The sequence below is a fragment of the Marinimicrobium locisalis genome, assembly GCF_039822625.1.
GTDB classification, from domain to species: Bacteria; Pseudomonadota; Gammaproteobacteria; order Pseudomonadales; family Cellvibrionaceae; genus Marinimicrobium; species Marinimicrobium locisalis.
This window is the reverse complement of the sequence record NZ_JBDLLG010000001.1, coordinates 341,943-361,573: the sequence shown is the minus strand read 5'-3', so window position 1 is coordinate 361,573 and position 19,631 is coordinate 341,943. Positions and strand designations below refer to the sequence as shown.

At 56.6% G+C, this 19,631-nt stretch carries 15 protein-coding genes and 1 tRNA gene; 1 reads left to right on the top strand and 15 read right to left on the bottom strand.

Translation table 11 applies throughout. The annotated features are described in order from the left end of the window. Positions 1-20 precede the first annotated feature (20 nt). Complete coding sequence (locus tag AAE514_RS01645; RefSeq protein WP_347329739.1) at positions 21-1,628, top strand: lytic transglycosylase; 1,608 nt, start codon at positions 21-23, stop codon at positions 1,626-1,628. Between the two features lie 191 nt (positions 1,629-1,819). Here AAE514_RS01645 and AAE514_RS01640 read toward each other — a convergent pair whose 3' ends face one another. The 15 genes from AAE514_RS01640 to AAE514_RS01570 all read right to left on the bottom strand — a co-directional run bounded on the left by AAE514_RS01640 (position 1,820) and on the right by AAE514_RS01570 (position 19,627). Continuing rightward, positions 1,820-3,688, bottom strand: coding sequence for a SurA N-terminal domain-containing protein (locus AAE514_RS01640; protein ID WP_347329738.1), 1,869 nt, complete (start codon positions 3,686-3,688; stop codon positions 1,820-1,822). Between the two features lie 244 nt (positions 3,689-3,932). Continuing rightward, positions 3,933-4,238, bottom strand: a complete 306-nt coding sequence (locus AAE514_RS01635) for an HU family DNA-binding protein (protein WP_347329787.1) — start codon at positions 4,236-4,238, stop codon at positions 3,933-3,935. 381 nt (positions 4,239-4,619) lie between these two features. Continuing rightward, complete coding sequence (gene lon, locus AAE514_RS01630) at positions 4,620-7,040, bottom strand: endopeptidase La (RefSeq protein ID WP_347329737.1); 2,421 nt, start codon at positions 7,038-7,040, stop codon at positions 4,620-4,622. A 157-nt stretch (positions 7,041-7,197) separates the two neighbouring features. Further along, positions 7,198-8,487 carry an ATP-dependent Clp protease ATP-binding subunit ClpX gene (gene clpX / locus AAE514_RS01625; RefSeq protein WP_347329736.1) on the bottom strand — a complete coding sequence of 430 codons (1,290 nt, stop codon included), beginning with the start codon at positions 8,485-8,487 and terminating at the stop codon, positions 7,198-7,200. A 124-nt stretch (positions 8,488-8,611) separates the two neighbouring features. After that, on the bottom strand, positions 8,612-9,247 hold the full coding sequence (gene clpP, locus AAE514_RS01620; RefSeq protein WP_347329735.1) for an ATP-dependent Clp endopeptidase proteolytic subunit ClpP: 636 nt from the start codon (positions 9,245-9,247) through the stop codon (positions 8,612-8,614). A gap of 164 nt (positions 9,248-9,411) precedes the next feature. Beyond that, on the bottom strand, positions 9,412-10,725 hold the full coding sequence (tig, locus tag AAE514_RS01615) for a trigger factor (protein ID WP_347329734.1): 1,314 nt from the start codon (positions 10,723-10,725) through the stop codon (positions 9,412-9,414). 71 nt (positions 10,726-10,796) lie between these two features. Further along, positions 10,797-10,881: transfer RNA gene (locus AAE514_RS01610), tRNA-Leu, on the bottom strand. Positions 10,882-11,038: 157 nt separating this feature from the next. After that, complete coding sequence (locus AAE514_RS01605; protein ID WP_347329733.1) at positions 11,039-11,938, bottom strand: TraB/GumN family protein; 900 nt, start codon at positions 11,936-11,938, stop codon at positions 11,039-11,041. A gap of 189 nt (positions 11,939-12,127) precedes the next feature. Beyond that, the gene (gene fadA / locus AAE514_RS01600) at positions 12,128-13,306 is read right to left on the bottom strand and encodes an acetyl-CoA C-acyltransferase FadA (RefSeq protein WP_347329732.1); all 1,179 of its coding nucleotides are present in this window, start codon (positions 13,304-13,306) and stop codon (positions 12,128-12,130) included. Beyond that, a complete protein-coding gene (gene fadB, locus AAE514_RS01595; protein WP_347329731.1) occupies positions 13,303-15,468 on the bottom strand; it encodes a fatty acid oxidation complex subunit alpha FadB in 2,166 nt (721 codons plus the stop codon). The genes fadA and fadB overlap by 4 nt, the downstream gene beginning before the upstream one ends. 44 nt (positions 15,469-15,512) lie before the next feature. Continuing rightward, positions 15,513-16,094 (bottom strand): helix-turn-helix domain-containing protein, encoded by a 582-nt coding sequence (locus AAE514_RS01590; RefSeq protein ID WP_347329730.1) that lies wholly within the window; start codon positions 16,092-16,094, stop codon positions 15,513-15,515. A gap of 45 nt (positions 16,095-16,139) precedes the next feature. Continuing rightward, positions 16,140-16,499, bottom strand: a complete 360-nt coding sequence (locus tag AAE514_RS01585) for an MmcQ/YjbR family DNA-binding protein (protein WP_347329729.1) — start codon at positions 16,497-16,499, stop codon at positions 16,140-16,142. A gap of 52 nt (positions 16,500-16,551) precedes the next feature. Then, a complete protein-coding gene (locus AAE514_RS01580; protein WP_347329728.1) occupies positions 16,552-18,246 on the bottom strand; it encodes an NAD-dependent malic enzyme in 1,695 nt (564 codons plus the stop codon). A gap of 407 nt (positions 18,247-18,653) precedes the next feature. Next, positions 18,654-19,169, bottom strand: coding sequence for an SRPBCC family protein (locus AAE514_RS01575; protein ID WP_347329727.1), 516 nt, complete (start codon positions 19,167-19,169; stop codon positions 18,654-18,656). 8 nt (positions 19,170-19,177) lie between these two features. Beyond that, positions 19,178-19,627 carry an META domain-containing protein gene (locus AAE514_RS01570; protein ID WP_347329726.1) on the bottom strand — a complete coding sequence of 150 codons (450 nt, stop codon included), beginning with the start codon at positions 19,625-19,627 and terminating at the stop codon, positions 19,178-19,180. Positions 19,628-19,631: the final 4 nt, after the last annotated feature.

Sequence of the window (19,631 nt, the reverse complement as noted above, 5' to 3'; positions counted from 1 at the left end):
GACCAGTACACCGGTATTCAATGAATCGATTCAAGCGCCCAATCGCCCTCGCTGTCGGCCTGATGACTCTCAGTGGTTGTCAAACGCAGACGTCGTCCGACCCCAACCTCGACCAACCGCTGAAACTGGCGCAGAGCGCCTCTCTGGTGGTCGATGAAGCCCTGTGTACTCGAGATGAAGAAAAACACGCTGAGTTTGCGGTATCTGACCGGGGCAACCTGTGGCCGCGGCTGCGCGAGGGCTATGCGTTGCCCGAAATCGACCACCCGCGCGTCGATACCTACCTGAAGTGGTACGGCAAACACCCGCATTATATGGAGCGGGTCATGGAGCGCGGCCACCGGTACCTGCATTACATTATCACGCGTTTGGAAGAGGAAGGGCTGCCCACCGAGCTGGCTTTGCTGCCCATCGTCGAAAGCGCTTTTGATCCGTTTGCCTACTCCCACGGCCGTGCCTCGGGCATCTGGCAGTTTGTGCCCGCCACTGGACGCCAATATGGCCTGAAACAGAACTGGTGGTACGACGGGCGCCGGGATATCGTAGCCTCCACCGACGCAGCGATCCGCTACTTAAAGTACCTGAACGAGCTGTTTGACGGTGACTGGCTGCTGGCCCTCGCCTCATACAACACCGGCCAGGGCAATGTCATGCGCCGCATGCGTGCCAATGAGCGCCAGGGCAAACCCACGGACTTCTGGTCTCTGCGCTTGCCGCGCGAGACCCAGGCCTATGTCCCGCAGCTACTCGCGTTGTCCCGGATCGTAAAGAACCCCGAGCAGTTTGATCTGGCCTTGAAGCCAATCCCGGACGAGCCTTATTTCAGTATCGTGGATGTCGAGTCCCAGATTGATCTGGCCCAGGCGGCGGAACTCGCCCAACTCGATCTCGACGAACTCTACATGCTGAACGCTGGCTACAACCGCTGGGCCACCGACCCGGATGGCCCCCACCAGCTGTTGGTTCCTGTAGACCACGAAGAAGCGTTTCGCACCCGGCTGGCCAACATCGACGCCGACGAGCGTATCGGCTGGCGCCGTTACCGCGTGGCCTCAGGGGACTCTCTCATCACCATCGCCCGCCGGCATCGAACCAGCGTTGACAACATTAAGCGGGTGAACGAACTTTCCAGTAATATCATTCGCGTCGGGCAGACGTTGATGATTCCCACGGCCAAACACCCTTCTGACCGGTATGCTTTCAGCGCCGACCAGCGCCGAGAACGCGTCCAGGATAACTCCAAAGGCGCCGAGGGAAGCTCTCGGGTCGATTATAAAGTCCGCCCCGGCGACAGCTTCTGGACCATTGCCAAGCGCCACGGCATTACGGTCGGCGCGCTGACAAACTGGAATGGAATGGCTCCGGGCGATACGCTGATGCCCGGGCAAAATCTGGTCATCTGGACGGAGCAGGAGGACTTGACCACGGCGCAATCCGATAACCGGTCGGTGGTTCGCAAGGTCAGCTACCGGGTGCGCAAGGGGGATTCTCTGGCGCGTATCGCCAGTCATTTTAACCTTTCCGTTAAGGATATCCTGCGCTGGAACCAGGTATCACCCTCAAGCTACATCCACCCCGGCCAGTCACTGACGCTGTTTGTGGATGTGACGGAGAATGGTGGTTATTAGAGCCATCACTCAATCATGGGGTATGGCTTTAGTTCCTTATTTGTAGCCCCCATGGATGGGTTTACGGCGGGTCCCCGAAGTACCCACCCTCTCCCTTGCCGGAACTCAACTAACTAGCACCATGAACTAAGACAACAGCCATAAAAAAACCCGCTCGAAAGCGGGTTTTTTTATGGCGTTATATCGGCTGCTTACTGCTCGATATCGGCCTGCGTTCTTAGCTGCGTACGATAAGCCGTATACTCCTGCTCACCCTGCATACGAGCCAGATTGCGACGCAAAGACCGCTGCTGCTCCTCACTCAAAGAAGACCAAGAACCCGGCGTCACCTCAGAGAGGCTCACCAGCGCATAACCACTACCGGTGGCAACGCCGCTGACAACCGGCTCCGCACCCTCAGGGGCAGGCAACGAAAACACATGGTTCGACAATGCCCGAGGAACATCCGCCTCATTACGCTGAGCATCCTCAACCGTATTCACCTCAAGATCATTCTCCTCAGCCAACGCCTCCAAAGACTGCCCCTGCTCAAGCGCCTCCCGCAGCGCCTCGCCACGTTCAGCCAGCAGGCTACGGATACGCTCCTGGCGCAGCTGATTGGCGATCTGATCCCTCACCTCATCCAAAGGCTTAACATAAGCCTCTTCGTAGTCTGTCTTCTTCAACACGACCACTCGATCCGAGGCCAGCTCAATCACATCACTGCTATTGCCGCGCTCCAACACTTCCTCGGAAAAGGCCGCTTCCGTTACCGCCGCCTCAGAGGCAATACCCGGCCCACCATTGCGGGTGAACAGCCCCGTATTTTCAACGTCCAAGCCCAGCTCTTCCGCCACCGGCTCCAAGCTCTCGGCGTTGTAGGATAGCTCGCCGAGGCGCTCCATCAGAGTAACAAACTCATTTTCCGCCTCAACACGCTTCAGCTGACGAGCGATACGGTCGCGGGCGTCTTCAAAGGTGACCTCTTCATTCCCGCGCTTCTCCAAAACCTTGATCAGGTGAACCCCCGCATCGGTCTCGACCGGTTCGGAAACTTCCCCCTCTTCCAAGGATTTTGCAGCGGCGACGAACGGCTCGGGGAATCCGTCTTCAGTGATAAAGCCCAGCTCACCCCCCTGCCCTTTAGAGCCCAGGTCATCAGAGTGCTCGCTTGCCAACTCGGCGAAGTCTTCACCTGAAGCAAGTGCCTTCTGCACTTCGTTTATCTCTTCGTCGGCGCCGTCCTCAAACAGGATATGAGCCACCCGAACTTCCACGGGGCGAGAGTCACGGGCGGCCTGGTTTTCCTCGAACTGATCTCGCAGCGTCGACTCGTCGATCTCAATTTGGTCCATCAAGGACTCGACACTCAGGTCAATATAATCAACGGCCACCTGTTCGGGCTGGCGAAACTGCTGTTGATTGCCATTGTAATAAGCTTCGATGTCCGACTCGGTGATTTCAACATCATCGGCAACGCGCTCTTGCGTCAGGGTCGTATAAGAGAAGTCCCGGGTTTGATAGTTCAACGCCGCGAAACGCTCCAGCTCATCCTGGGTGACGAACCCACTATTGCCAACCCCCATCGCCAATTGATTCAGCAGCAACTCCTGCCGCAAGACCTGTTTGTACTGTGCGGGCGTGAAGCCGGAAGAGCGAAGCACTTGCTGATAGCGGTTGGAATCAAATTTGCCGTCATCGCCGGCGAACTGGGGGTTGCTGACTATCATCTGGTCCAGTGTCTGCTCGCTTACGGCCATCCCCCGGTCGCGGGCGTGCTGTACCAGGATTTGGCGCTGTACCAGGTTATTGACGGCGGGCTCACGCAGGCGCTCGTCACTGACAAATTCGGAGGGCACGGAGTCGCCATACTCGCTCAAAATCTGTTGACGTTGCCGATGAATTTCTCGCGCAACCTGGGTTTCGGTGATCGCCTCACCTTCAACCGTGGCCACTTCTGGGGATTGAGTGCTGCCGGAAAACAGTGCCTCGGCTCCCGACAGAGCGAAAATAATAACCAGGAAGCCGACCAGAATACCGGCCACTACACCTTTTGAGTTATCGCGAATCGTCTGCAGCATTGTCTGCTCCTAATCGTGAACCCTTTGGGACGACCATATCCAAGGGGCGCTTTTTATCATAATGTTCAGTGCTGAAACCGAACCAAGTATTTGTTGAATAAAGAAAAGGCGCACCTTGTGAGATGCGCCTCTTCATTCTGCCAGGACTAATACGTCGGGTTAGAGCAACCACTCAAGACTTGATGGGTGCCTACGACATTCGTCTCTGATCACCACTGAAACGCGCGGAAGGCGCGCCAAACGCTTAGTTTACAGCGTCTTTCAGTGCTTTACCCGCTTTGAAACTCGGTACCTTGGCAGCGGCGATTTGAATCTCGGCGCCTGTCTGTGGGTTGCGGCCGGTACGTGCGGCACGCTCCTTCACAGAGAAAGTACCAAAACCCACCAGCACAACCTGATCGCCCTTCTTCAGAGCACCAGTTACGTTGTCAACCATTGCGTCGAGCGCACGGCCGGCAGCAGCTTTTGGAATGTCCGCAGATGCGGCGATGGCTTCAATCAGCTCGGATTTGTTCACACTTAACCCCTTTTGATTATTTGCTTCAGAAATCGATGGCGCAGGTCTACTGTTCAATACCTAGTCTCAGGCAACCTCAAGAACTCGGGCAGACCTATTCAGGCCCAGTCCGTTGAACTCAGGACATACCACCATTGAACTCAGGCACATACACTGGCCTGAACAGTAGCCGGGCTTGGACAGCTATTCGCCCCCCGTGCCGCCTGCTTGGCGAATGAACTGCGATTTATACCAAGGCAGATGGGGCGGGTCAAGAAGACGATGCGTGCTTTGTGAGATTACTTCCCGAGTTGAACGTTATTTGACCATTCCGCCCAAAAAAAGCCGCTTGTCAAGGCCCTTTGTTACCAGCTGGCCACTCGGTTGAGTGGCCAGACTGTTACCTTTAGAAACCTCAAAAATCCTTCAAATGTATCAGTGGGTACTGATTCGCTTGGCCGAATCGTCCTGCTCAGCCTTCTTTTCAAGCGCCTTATACTCTTCATCCGAGAGTGGCTTAGGCATGCTTTGCAAGGCAATTTGCAGTACGTCGTCAATCCACTGAACCGGTTTAATTTCGAGGTCTTCCTTAATGTTATCGGGGATTTCTTTAAGGTCCCGCTCATTTTCCGAAGGGATAATGACGGTTTTGACCCCGCCTCTGTGAGCAGCCAACAGTTTTTCTTTGAGCCCCCCGATGCGCAACACTTCACCGCGAAGGGTAATTTCCCCGGTCATGGCCACTTCCGAGCGAACCGGGATGCTGGTGAGTACAGACACCAAGGCGGTGCACATCGCAATACCCGCGCTTGGCCCATCTTTGGGCGTGGCGCCTTCGGGAACGTGAATATGCACATCCATTTTCTCGTGATAGTCCGGCGCAATGCCCAGGACTTGTGCACGCGAGCGTACCACTGTAAGCGCCGCCTGAATGGACTCCTGCATTACATCGCCCAAGGAGCCGGTCTTAATGACCCGACCCTTACCTTTTACGGCGGAGGATTCAATGCTCAACAGTTCGCCACCGACTTGAGTCCAGGCCAAACCGGTGACCTGACCCACTTGGTTGGTTTCTTCCGCGCGCCCGAAGTCGAACTTGCGTACGCCCAGATAATCCTCGATCACTGACGAGTCGACAATGTCTTCGCGAACCTTCTTGTCCTTAATGTGGCGAGTCACCACCTTGCGGCAAATCTTGGCGATTTCCCGCTCCAGGCTGCGCACGCCCGCCTCCCGGGTGTAGTAGCGCACGATATCCTTGATGGCTTCATCTTCCAGCTTGAGCTCGTCCTTTTTCAGACCGTTGGCTTTCATTTGCTTCGGGAGCAAATAGCGCAAAGCAATATTCAGCTTCTCATCCTCGGTATAACCGGGGATGCGGATCACCTCCATCCGGTCGAGCAAAGGCCCAGGGATGTTCATGGAGTTGGAGGTGCACACAAACATCACATCGGACAGATCGTAATCCACTTCCAGATAGTGATCGTTGAAGTGGTTGTTTTGTTCAGGATCGAGCACTTCCAGTAGAGCGGATGCGGGATCCCCTCGGTTGTCCATGCCCATCTTGTCCACTTCGTCTAACAAAAACAGTGGGTTTTTTACCCCGATCTTGGCCATTTTTTGGACAAGTTTGCCCGGCAATGAACCGATGTAGGTTCGACGATGCCCGCGAATTTCCGCTTCATCCCGCACGCCACCGAGTGCCATGCGAATAAATTTGCGGTTGGTGGCCCGGGCAATGGATTCGCCCAAGGAAGTTTTACCAACCCCCGGCGGACCTACCAGACAAAGAATGGGGCCCTTAATCTTCTTCACCCGCTGTTGCACGGCGAGATACTCTAGGATGCGCTCCTTTACCTCTTCGAGACCGAAGTGGTCTTTTTCCAACACCTCTTCGGCGCGCTGAAGATCATGACGAACCTTGCTGCGCTTCTTCCAGGGGACCTTCACCATCCAGTCGATATAAGCCCGAACAACCGAAGCCTCTGCGGACATGGGAGACATCATCTTCAATTTGTTGAGCTCAGCTCGCGTTTTCTCCTCGGCTTCCTTGGGCATGCCGGACTGCTCGATCTTCTGCTCGAGCTCATCGGCTTCATTACCTTCATCGCCCATGTCGCCGAGCTCTTTTTGAATGGCCTTCATTTGCTCATTCAAATAGTACTCGCGCTGACTTTTTTCCATTTGCTGTTTAACGCGGCCGCGAATTTTCTTCTCGACCTGAAAGAGGTCGATTTCCGCTTCCATCAGGCCCAGCAAATGTTCAATGCGCTCTCGAACCGAAACCATCTCAAGTATGGCCTGCTTTTGCCCAAGCTCGAGCGTCATGTGAGCGGCGACGGTATCCGCCAGACGGCCCGGATCGTCGATGCCACTCAGAGAGGTCATCACTTCCGAGGGCACCTTTTTACTCAGGTTTACGTACTGCTCGAACTGACTGACGGTGGAATTGATTAGGGCGTCGGCCTGATGGCCAGTCATGCTGTCTTCTTCCAGCAAATTAACTCGGGCGCGGAAATGCTTTTCAATGATTTCCACGTTATCGATTTCCGCCCGCTCGCCGCCTTCGACCAATACCTTCACGGTGCCGTCGGGCAGTTTCAGAAGCTGCAGAATGGTCGCCACAGTGCCCACTGTATACAGGTCTTTGGCGCCCGGATCATCGTCACCGGGGTTTTTCTGGGCCACAAGCAGAACTTGCTTATCGGTGGACATGGCGCTTTCCAGGGCCTCGATGGATTTCTCGCGGCCCACGAAAAGCGGAATCACCATGTGGGGATATACCACTACGTCGCGCAGGGGCAACAGAGGGATATCACTGACTTGTGTGGGGATGGGGGTTTCTTGCTGATCCATCGAATCGGTCCTCATATTTGGAAGGCCTAATGGCTGACTCTTACCCCTAAGGGTTGGGGTTTGGACACTGGATTACAAGTTTCTAAAAGTAAAAAACCGCAAAGAGCGCTTCTATAGGCGCCCTTTGCGGTCAATTTCACGACTGAGGGAACAGCTATCAGTCGCCCTTGGCCACTTTCGCCGGCGCCTCGCTTTGTTCGTACACCAACAGGGGCTCTGACTCCCCCTTGATTACGGAATCGTCCACAATGACTTTGACGACACCCTCCTCTGACGGAATACGGTACATGGTATCCAACAGCACCGCTTCCATAATAGAGCGTAGACCTCGAGCACCGGTTTTGCGATCCATGGCTTTTTGGGCCACGGCTTCAAGGGCGTCCCGGCGGAAGTCGATATCGACGCCTTCCATCTCGAACAGTCGCTGGTACTGCTTAGTCAACGAGTTTTTCGGCTCGGTCAAAATCTGGATCAGGGCTTCATTGTCCAGCTCGTCGAGCGTGGCGATCACCGGCAGACGACCGACAAATTCGGGAATCAAGCCATACTGGACCAGATCTTCCGGCTCAAGCTGGTGCAAAATCTCGCCAAACTTGCGTTTGTCGTCTTTGCTTTTTACTTCCGCGCCGAAACCGATACCGCCCTTCTCCGAGCGCTCCCGAATGACCTTGTCCAGGCCCGCAAAGGCACCACCGCAAATGAACAAGATGTTCCCGGTGTCTACTTGCAGGAACTCCTGCTGTGGGTGCTTCCGCCCGCCCTGAGGGGGAACGGAGGCCACGGTGCCTTCAATCAACTTCAGCAATGCTTGCTGCACCCCTTCGCCCGATACGTCTCGAGTGATGGAGGGGTTGTCGGACTTGCGGGAAATCTTGTCGATTTCGTCGATATAGACGATGCCCTGCTGGGCCTTGTCCACATCGTAGTCACATTTTTGCAGCAATTTTTGGATAATATTTTCCACATCTTCACCGACATAACCGGCCTCGGTGAGTGTGGTGGCATCGGCAATGGTGAACGGCACGTCAAGTAGGCGGGCCAGGGTTTCCGCCAGCAGGGTTTTACCACTGCCCGTGGGCCCCACCAACAAAATATTGCTCTTGCCGAGTTCGATTGGGTCCTTGCCCTTGTCGCCGACCCGCAATCGCTTGTAGTGGTTATAAACCGCCACTGCCAGCACCTTCTTGGCACGTTGCTGGCCGATGACGTATTCATCCAGGATCCCGGAAATCTCACTGGGCTTGGGCAGGTGCTCAGAAGGCCCTTCCGCCGTCGCTTCCTGGATTTCCTCCCGGATGATGTCGTTGCACAGGTCGACACACTCGTCGCAAATGAACACCGAGGGCCCGGCGATCAACTTGCGAACTTCGTGCTGGCTCTTACCACAAAACGAGCAATACAGCAGTTTGCCGTTTTTGTCGCCATTGTCGTTGGTGTGATCGGTCATTAAACCACTCCGTCAAAACGCTTTAGGGTAAAGATGCAACCTTTTCCCCGGAATTTCAAGCCGGAGGCGGTAGAAACCGCCTTCGGCTAATGGATTATACGCTCAAAGCGCCACTTGGATGACCTTATTCGGTCGCGTCACGCTGGCTGACCACCTTGTCTACCAGACCGTACTCGACGGACCGCTCGGCGCTCATAAAGTTATCACGCTCGGTATCGAGGGCGATCTGTTCCACGCTTTGGCCGGTGTGATGGGCCATCAGTTGGTTCAAGCGCTCGCGTATACTCAGAATTTCCCGAGCCTGGATATGAATATCCGACGCCTGGCCCTGAGCACCACCGCTGGGCTGATGGATCATAACCCGAGAGTTGGGCAGGCAATACCGCTTACCCGCGGCGCCGGCGGCCAGCAAAAAGGAGCCCATGCTGCATGCCTGACCAATACACATGGTACTGATATCGGGCTTGATGAACTGCATGGTGTCGTAAATTGCCATACCCGCAGTGACGGAACCGCCCGGAGAGTTGATATACAGGTGAATATCCTTATCCGGATTTTCCGCCTCCAGAAATAGCAGCTGTGCCACTACCAGGTTGGCCATATGGTCTTCGACCTGCCCCACCAGGAAAATTACCCGCTCTTTGAGCAGGCGGGAATAGATGTCATAGGAGCGCTCACCGCGAGCGGTCTGCTCCACCACCATGGGGATCAAGCCGGATGCCATAACGTCGGGTACCTGTTTGGAGTATTCGTTCGACATAGGTTCTTTATGTCCCTTGTTAACTGCGGCGGGCCGGCCTCTGGGCCGGGCCGCTGGAGAATGTAGGGAAAGCTTAACCTGAGAATCGCTGATATGCCAGCGTCAGGCGAATTTGGCGGGAAGATTGGCCACAAAACAAGCAGTTTGTGGCCTTTTTAAACAATTTACTGCTGTTTCTGGCTGGCGACAATGTCATCGTAACTGCTGTTTTCTTCAGTCACCTTCGCCTGCCCCAGAATATGGTCGACAACTTGGTCTTCGAGCGCCGCGGATTCCACTCCGGAGAGCAGCTCGCGGTTCTGGTAGTAATAGTTGACTACCGCCTCGGGCTCTTCGTAGGTGGATGCCAAGTCTTCCACCATCTCGCGGACGCGTTCGTCGTCAACCTTGATTTCGTTCGCCTTAACGATTTCGCCCACAATCAAACCCAGGGCGACACGCCGCTCGGCCTCTTCCTGGAACATGGTGTCCGGGAGCAGTGACTTGGCGTCAAAATCTTGCTGCTGACCACCAAAACGCTGCATCATCTGGTTGCGTAAGGTTTCGATTTCGCTATCCACCAAAGCTTGGGGAAGCTCTGGCTTGTGGTTTTCGATCAGCGCGTCCATGACCTGGGTCTTGGTCTTGGTTTTGATGGCGTTTTTCAGCTCACGCGCCATATTGGCTTTGACTTCTTTGCGGAACTGGGGCTTACCGCCCTTTTCCACGCCAAACTTGGCGTAAAAGTCTTTATCCAGCTCAGGCAACTCTTTCTCGGAGACACTGTTAACCTTCACCTTGAATTCAACTTCAGCGCCGCGCAGCTCTTCAGACTGGTAGTCTTCCGGGAAGGTCAGCTTCAGCGTTTTCTCGTCCCCGGCCTTCAGCCCGACCAATCCGTCTTCGAAGCCGGGAATCATAGAGCCGGAGCCCAGCACCAGATTTTGACCTTCGGCCTTGCCCCCTTCGAACTCTTCGCCGTCGCGGGTGCCGACGAAGTCAATGTTGACCTGGTCACCTTCGGCCGCCGCACGGTCTACTTCTTTCCAGGTGGCCTGGTGCTCGCGCAGCACGTCGATCATTTTGTCGACATCTTCAGCGGTAACGTCCGCCTTGTAGCGGGTAATTTCGAATTTCGAGAAGTCATCCAGCTCAACCGAGGGATAGACTTCAAAGGTCGCAACGTACTCCAGGTCTTTCCCTTCCCCGAACTCTTTGGGTTCGATGGACGGTTGACCGGCGGGTTTGACGTCCTCTTTGCGCACCGCTTCATAGAAACTGCGGTTGATCAACTCACCCAGCACCTCTTGACGAACACCGGCGCCGTAACGCTGCTTCACCACCTTCATCGGGACCTTGCCCTTGCGAAAGCCGTTGATACGAATGTTCTTGGCGGCCTGCTGCAAGCGCTTCTGCACTTCGCTATCTACTTCGGCGGCGGGCACTCCCACCGTGAGGCGACGCTCCAGACCGGATGTTGTCTCTATAGAAACCTGCATTCTCTTCCTCTATACGCTATTCGCATCGGGGGGCCAATGCCGTTAAGGGTGACAAGTGAGTTATCGTAAAGTGGTGCGGTCGGAGAGACTCGAACTCTCACACCTTTCGGCACCAGAACCTAAATCTGGCGTGTCTACCAATTCCACCACGACCGCAAATTCCGGGGCGCCCGCTCTGTATCAAAAGCGTGGCGCCCGCCACATGAGTGCGTCAAGTGTTTGATTTCCAATAATTTTTTTAAAAAATCAAACGCCGCACCCCTGCGAAGGCAAGAGATTGTGCCACAAGCTCCGGGACGGTTCAATAAGCGGACTAGAGACGCTCCACGGAATAGCCCGAGTGGCGCAAGCCCTCGACCAATCCGTCCCGACCGATTAGGTGCCCTATTCCAACGACGACAAAGGCCTGTTGCCGCTCGCCAAGGTAGGTCTTTACCGCCCCTATCATGGCTTCGTTGCGGGTTTTGAACACCCGTTCATAAAGCGTCTGGCTGAAAGGGTCCTGGCGATCGAAAGCACCGAGAATGACCGCTTCCAGGTCGGCCTGATCCCCTTCCCGCCAAGCTTGCGCCATACGATCCAACTGGGGGCCGGTGGCCTCCAAGTCCGCAAGGGTATGCTCCAGAAACGCGCGTTGCTCCTCTTCGGTCATACCGGCAAAGAGCGCCAGCTGCTGCTCCAGAGTTTCCAGCGGTTTCACGGGCTTTGTGTTGGCGGCCAGATCCATGAAGTAGCGGTCGATGCCCTGCCCGGCCTGGTAATTGCTGCGTGCGACCTGAAGGTTCACTAGCTGCAGCGCGGCCAGCCAAGGGCGTAAATGGACAATGGACTCGGCATCCATACCCAGACGCTCGCTTGCCCGGGTCAGTTGTGACCAGAGTTCGGCGTCAATTCGTTCAGACAGTTCTACACCGGAAGGATAGCGCCCCAGACGGTCCAGCGTGGCGCGCATGCGCCGCGGCTCGACGTTTGATACATCCAGCTCCACGGCCAGCAAGTCGGATGTTTGGTAGGCTTCAATCACCGGGGAAGGCAAGGGATAAAAACTGTCATCACCAAAGTGAAGAGAACCAAACAAATAGACGGGAACGGAGTGCTCGGAGGTCTGAACGCGCCACAAGAGGGGCTGGGACTGTGCGGGATTATCCGCCAGAACCCCGGCGGAGAATACAAGTGACAGCAGACCCCAGAGCAACAATAACAGGGCACTCACTGGTGAACCAATGAGCGGGAGTGGGTACGAGAAGGCATTTGCCGATGCCTGCCGGCATCGGCTTGAGCCTACTCTATCGATTGTTTCTGTTTTGCCTACGTGCCCGGTCGCCATCATTAGACCACCTGTTTGTGACAAGGTTATGATGGCGAAAGAGTCTAGCAGAACCAGCGCGAAAATCGACCCCTATTACTCCAATCGTTCAATCACGGTGCTGATCCCCTGCCCCAACCCGATGCACATGGTCGCCACGCCCAGGGTCATATCCTTTTCCGCCATGGCGGTCAGGAGTGAGCCGGTGATCCGGGTTCCGGAGCAGCCAAAGGGGTGTCCCAGCGCAATGGCGCCGCCATTGAGGTTAACCCGTTCGTCCATATCATCCAAAATGCCCAGGTCTTTCAGGACGGGCAGCGACTGCGCGGCAAAAGCCTCGTTCAGCTCTACACACTCGATGTCCTCCATGGTCAGGTTGGCGCCATCCAGTGCCTTTTGAGTCGCGGGTACTGGGCCGTAGCCCATGATTGAGGGGTCAACCCCCGCCAACCCCAAAGACACGACCCGCGCGATAGGGGTCAGCCCCAGAGCCTGGGCGCGTTCAGCCGACATTACCAGCATCGACGAGGCGCCATCGGATAACTGTGAGGAGGTGCCGGCGGTTACTTGCCCGTTTTTGGGGTCGAATACCGGACGCAATTGGCCTAACCCTTCCACTGTGGTGTCGGGGCGGATCGTCTCGTCACTGGCGACCATTAACGGAAAGCCCCGATCATCGTGGCCGGGCACCGGAATGATTTCCCGATCAAAACTCCCTCTTTCCCGGGCAGCCGCCGCACGGTGGTGGGAGCGGGCCCCAAATTCATCCATTTGCTGACGGGTAATGCCGTGCAGCCGGGCCAAGTATTCGGCGGTAACCCCCATGTTTCCGGCAGCTTTGGCCACCGAAAGCCCCAATCGGGGGTTGGGATCGATCGCTTCATACATGGGCAGGTGCCCCAAATGTTCAACCCCACCAATCAGGTAGACATCCCCAAGCCCCGAACGAATATTCGCCGTGGCGGTGTGCAACGCGGCCATGGAGGAGCCGCACAGGCGGTTGACCGTTTGCGCCGGAACGGTATGAGGCAGTCCGGCCCGCAGCCAGACGTTGCGTGCGATGTTGAACGCCTGCTCCTCCCGCTGCAGCACGCAACCCCAAATGAAATCATCCACTTCGGCCGGGTCCAGCGCCGGGTGGCGGGCAAGCAGGCCCTGAATGAGCGTGGCGGAAATGTCATCGGCCCGGCTGTTGCGAAAGCAGCCGTTCTTGGAGCGCCCCATGGCGCTCCGGGCGTAATCCACAATTACCGCGTCTCTGTGATGCAGTGTCATTTCGCACCTCCTTGCTCGGGAGCGGTGTAGAACAACGTATTGGTCCGAGCGCGCTCTACCAGGCTCGGGGGCAGTTGATAGAGGGGGCTCAGTGAAGCCCAGGGCTCCGCCATGGCTTTGAGCTCAGCCGGTCCGAGACTATCGACCCAGCGTAGCGGCCCACCTCGAAACGGAGGGAACCCCGTGCCATAAACCATGGCCATATCCGCCTCCGCTGGCGTTTCAACCACCGCTTCGTCCAGGCACCGCACCAGTTCGGTGACCATGGGAACCATCATTCGAGCGAGGATCTCTTCATCGGTCACGGATTCATTGGCCATCTCGCCCAGGATCTCGCGCGCCTGCTGACTGGTTTTTTTCTGCGGACGCCCCTTCTTGTCATCTTCATAATCGTAGAAACCACCGCCGCTTTTCTGGCCAAGACGACCGGCGTCGAACAGCAGCTCCGTACAGGAGGTATAGTCCCGGGCAAGCCGGCCCGGATAGGCGTCGGCCATCACTTGTTCGGCATGCACGGCGGTATCCAACCCCACAACGTCCAACAAATAGGCCGGCCCCATCGGCCAGCCCCAGCGCTCCATTACCCGGTCAATGTGTTCGTAGTCGACCCCGTCGCGCACCAGCATGGCAAAGCCGGCAAAATAGGGAAACAGCACCCGGTTGACGAGAAAGCCGGGGCAATCGTTGACCACCACCGGCTTTTTGCCGAGCGCGCTCGCATAAGAGACGGTACGTGCGATGGCGTGATCCGAGGTCTGTTCACCGCGGATAACCTCCACCAACGGCATGGCATGGACGGGATTGAAAAAGTGCATGCCACAGAAATTTTCTGGCCGTTTAAGGGCTTCGGCCAGGGACGTTATGGAAATGGTGGAGGTATTGGAGGCGAGCACCGTATGCTCGGTGACCTTGTCTTCGGTTTCAGCCAGCACCGAGCGTTTAACTTTGGCATTTTCCACCACCGCTTCCACCACCATGTCGACTTGGTCAAAGCCGTCGTAACCGAGGGTCGGCTCGATACGGTTGAGCGCCTCGCCCATCGCCCTAGCGGTCATTTTGCCCTTGTCTACGCGCTTGCACAGCAGCCGGTTCGCTTCGCCCAGGCCCTGATCCAGGCCTTTCTGGGCGATGTCCTTCATTTTGATGGGCACGCCTTTATAGGCCGATTGGTAGGCAATCCCACCCCCCATGATACCGGCGCCCAGAACAGCCGCCCGTTTAACCCCTTGGTCGTCGAGCTTCTGCCAGGCTTTTGCTTTCTTTCCCAGCAATTGGTCGTTGATGAAAATTCCCACCAATGCCTGGGCTACCGGCGTGGTAGCCAACTGCGCAAAGGTCCGCGCTTCAATCTCAAGCGCCTTATCCCGGGATTCGCCGGCGGCTTCCCTCATCACATCAATCGCCGCGACGGGCGCGGGGTAATGTCGACCCGCCTGGGCGGCCACCACGTTTTTGGCCGTCTCAAACGACATGGTTGCTTCCACGTGGTTGTGCCGCAGTGGAGCGGTTTTCTGCTGGCGGCGCGCCTGATAATCGAACCGACCGGCGAGACATTCGGCCACGGTGTGCAGAGCGGCGGCCCGAAGCTGGTCGGCCACCACGATGGCATCGACCGCCCCGGCTTTCAGCGCCGCCTTGGCGTCCCACTGCCGCCCGCTGGCAATCCACTCTGCGGCGGTATCAACCCCTACCAGCCGAGGCAGGCGAACGGTACCGCCCCATCCGGGGATGATGCCGAGGGTGGTTTCGGGCAAGCCGATTTTGGCATCATCGGTAGCGATTCGATAATCGCACGCCAAGCACAGCTCCATGCCGCCACCGAGGGCATAGCCCGAGATGGCGATGACCACCGGAAAAGGCAGGTCCTCAAGGCGACAGAAGTTCCGGTTATTTTGAGCGAGATAGTCCCGCACCGCCTGCTCTCCGGCGGCGAAGAAACTCTGAAATTCGGTGATATCCGCGCCGACCATCAACGCCGGTTTGGCGCTGGTGAGGATCAGCCCGGTTACGGCGTCGTCTGAGGCAAGTTGGTCGAGCGCCTGTTCGAGCTCGATTACCGTTTGCCGGCTAAACTTGTTGACGGACTCGCCTTCCAGGTCGAACGTGAGTTCGACCACGCCATCGTCGAGTCCGGTCAGCTTCAATGTTTTTCCCTGATACATACACAATCTCTTGTTGAATCGAAGCGTTGGTCCAAACCCCGCCGTCACGGTTGATCGTTGGTAATCATAACGATTGTCGCTTTTGACGAGGTGTTTCGGGCGCGGAACAGCTGCCCCTTGGGCAGGTGGAAGCCGTCGCCTTCGTCCAGAGTGTAGCAGCGAACGCCGAGGGTCAATTCCAGGCTCCCCGAGATCACCCACCCGGCTCGGGCCGCGGGGAGTCGCTTGGGAGCCGAGCCCGTGTCGGCCCCCGGCGCGAAATGGCATCGCTCAAGCAGCCGCGAACGCCCCCCGGGGACGGGTAGGGATTCAATGGTCAGTCCTATATCCGGGCACTCGGTTCGAGCGGCGGAACCGGCTCGGACAATGCCCCCTTCGGGAGCCTTGGGATCGAGGGCAAAGAACTGTGCCAGGGAGATCGGGATAGCATCAAGCAACCGGGCCAGAGACCCGACGGCGGGACTGATCTGACCCTGCTCGATCAAAGAGATGTTGCTATTGGTGACACCCGCCCGGCGCGCAAGCTCACGTTGCGACAAGCCGTTGAGCTCACGAACCTGGCGCAAGCGCGCGCCCAGCTCGACCGCTTCGGGGTCCCGCTCGCTCCGGCTCGACGCTCGAGTCACAGGAATACCCACTGAATCATGGAGATGCCGCCCACCTCAAGGGCATCAACCCTTGAGAAGCCGCTCCTGGTCCGGGGTGGGAAGATTGTCCACCACTCGCTCGAAAGAGTGGTCGATCAATTCCAGAATAAGGTCATCGGGAACGCTGCCATCGAGAATGATGGTGTTCCAGTGAACTTTGTTCATTCGATGGCCCGGCTGAATCGCGGAGTAGGTGTCGCGCAACTCCTGAGCGCGGTTAGGATCGCACTTCAGGTTGATATAGGGCACACCGTCCTCGCCCTCGGCGAGGGTCGCGAAAAGTTTGTGACACACTTTGAAAGAAGTGACGTCGGGTCCCGCCGGGTGCAGTTCTACCGCTTCGGGTTTCGCCAAAATGCTGGCTTTTGCACTCTCGTAATCCATTGAAGTTGCCTCACTTAGGGTCGTCGGTTAATTTTACAGATAGTTTAACAGCTTAAAAGGAGGTTCTGCGATAATCTCGATACGTTGGCTCCCAAAAGTTGCGTTCGATTTTCTGTTTCATAATGTCTTCTGACACCGACATCGCCACCTCGTCTTCAACAGCCTGCTTAAAGACCGCCAGGGCGATGAGACGGCTGACTGAGCGAATCTCCCCCAGCGGCGGCAGGAGCGCGCCGACACCGGTCTGGACCATGGGCGAGCACTCGGAGAGCGCGCGACTGGCGGCGACCATCATTTTGTCCGTGATTCTGGTCGCGTTTGATGCCACCACACCCAACCCGACACCAGGGAAGATATAACTGTTGTTGCACTGCGCAATTTCGTGCCGCTGCCCCGCCATATCCACCGGCTTAAAAGGACTACCCGTGGCCACGATCGCCTTGCCCGAGGTCCAGCGCAAAATATCCACTGGCTGCGCCTCCACCTGTGAAGTGGGGTTGGACAGCGGCAGAACCACAGGCCGCTCACAGTTGGCCTGCATTGACTCGATCACGGCTTTGGTAAAGAGGCCCGGTTGACCGGAGACCCCCACGAGCACCGTTGGTTTCGCATTGATAACCACATCAAGCAAGCTCACCTGCTCGGGCGTCTTACTGTTTTCAAGGGTCCAGTCCGCCAGGGTTTTGTCCGGCACGCAAAGCGGCTTTTGAAAACTTCGTATCCCTTGCGACCCTTCTCGCAATAACCCCGAGCGGTTGAGCATAAAGATACGGCGCCGTGCCTGTGGCTCAGTCAACCCCTCTTGACACATTAGCACGATGATTTGCTCGGCGATGCCGCAACCGGCCGAGCCCGCGCCGGCAAACACAAACGTCTGGTCCTTGAGTGCCTCACCCTTGGCCTTGCAGGCGGCCAATAGCGTTCCCACGGTCACCGACGCCGTCCCCTGAATATCATCGTTAAAGCAACAGACTCGGTCTTTATATTGCTCCAACAGCGGGGTCGCATTGCCCTGGGCAAAATCTTCGAACTGAATCAATGCCTCCGGCCAGCGCACCTGTACCGCCTGGATAAATGCCTCTACAAAGTCGTAATAAGCCTCGCCAGTAATACGCTCGTGGCGCCACCCCATATACATTGGGTCGTTAATCAGGCTCTGATTATTACAGCCCACATCCAGGACCACCGGGAGCGTATAGGCTGGACTGATGCCGCCGCAGGCGGTGTAAAGTGCCAGCTTCCCGATGGGGATTCCCATCCCGCCTATCCCTTGGTCACCTAATCCAAGGATACGTTCGCCGTCGGTGACCACGATCACCTTGACTTTTTGCTTGGTCGCGTTTTGCAGCATGTCATCAATGCGTTCGCGATCCGGGTAGGTAATGAACAAGCCACGCTTGCGTCGATAAATTTTAGAAAACTGCTGACAGGCCTGGCCCACGGTGGGGGTATAAATGAGGGGCATTACCTCTTCCAGGTGGTCCACGATCAAACGGTAATACAGAGTCTCGTTGGTGTCCTGAATATTGCGCAGATAGATGTGTTTATCGATATCGCTATGAAAGGAGCACAATTGCTCATAGGCACGAGCTTCTTGCTCTTCAATGGTTTCGATACTGTACGGCAGCAGACCTTCCAGATTAAACTGCTGACGTTCCTGCGTACTGAATGCGCTACCCTTATTCAACAACGGCGCCTCCAAAAGCGCCGGGCCCGCAAAGGGAATATAAATTGGACGTTTTTTCACCGTGATACCCGATACTTATGATCAATTTTATGAATGTTAACACAGCCCCCCGCCGAAAGAAGGCCCGTCTCTTTCAGGTTCTTTTAGTGAAGAGAGGGGTCATGCGCCGGAGAGTTCCGTTACTCGCGCTCTTGAGTGTCGCATTTTTATGGGGATGCCAACCCGCCGAGAAACAGACCGCGCAACCGCCGGCCAATCTAGTGAAGTGCCCAGAGAAACGGCCGGAGGTTTGCACACAACAGTATGATCCGGTATGCGGTTTCGCCCCCGAGGGAGTCCAACTCGAAAACGAACCTTCACCAGGGCAGAATGCCACCCCCTATCGAACGTTCGGCAACGCCTGTAGCGCTTGTAGCAAAACCGAAGTCGTGGGTTACACGCCCGGGACTTGCGACTCCCCCTAAGGTTTACCGTTCAGTGTCGGAAGGAATTAAATTTTCGGCGATACGAACCATATTGGCATTGGCATTGTGCTGCGTTCTGGCGCAAGCGGTTTTTAACGTGGAGACCTTCCAGCGCTGAAAAAAACCGGTGACCCCAAAAACATGCATTCGGGCTCGAACCTGCGTGCCTTGCTCCAGCTCGTCAAAGGTCAAAACCACTCGGGCCCGATGCCAAGGCATGGGGCCCTCACCTGCTGGTAGGGGGTCGGGGTTCACGCGCGTGGTGTATTGGTACTCATAGACAAAGCGCTCCGGGGCATGGCACTCGATCACCTCCACCCGCGTTCGATAGCCGTACTCTTCTCCCGGTACATCCACCCACCACACTTTACCTTCGCCGTTAAGCCCGGGCTCGGCGCTCAAGCGTGCGCCGTGAAACTCCGGCAACTGGGTAAGATAGCGAGAGAAGTCAGAGAAGAGCTCAAAGACGGCTTCGCGCGGGCGACGAATGGTGTAGGACGTATCAAAAAACGGAATCACGCCGCCGCCTACCGCATCCGCTCCACGCGGAGCAGCTCTTCGCCGTCAGAGGCATAAAATGTCAGTTGGTTTTCGGTGAGTTTGTGTACCGTTACCGCCTTGGGCAGCAGCTGAAACAACCGTTGCTCTTGGACCATTACTTCAGGGGCGCAGGCCATCTTGGTACTGCCCAATGCCGACTCGATAATCAGCGCCTGCTTCTGGTAGCGATAAACGCCAAAAAACCGGTTGCAGCCACCGTTGCCCGTCAGGCGCGGCGGCTCTGAGAACTCAATGAACGCACGACTACCCTCGGCAACCTCCGCCCCCTGAAGCGCCGTCAACTGCCAGTGCCCCTGAAGGGACTCCGCCGTGGGGAAGCTTTCCTTCTCCCGTTCAGGGGCAGACTGACAGCCCGCCAGCAAGGCCAAGAGGGTCGCCGCTAAGACCCCCGTCCAATACTGCCATTGAACTTGCACCGGC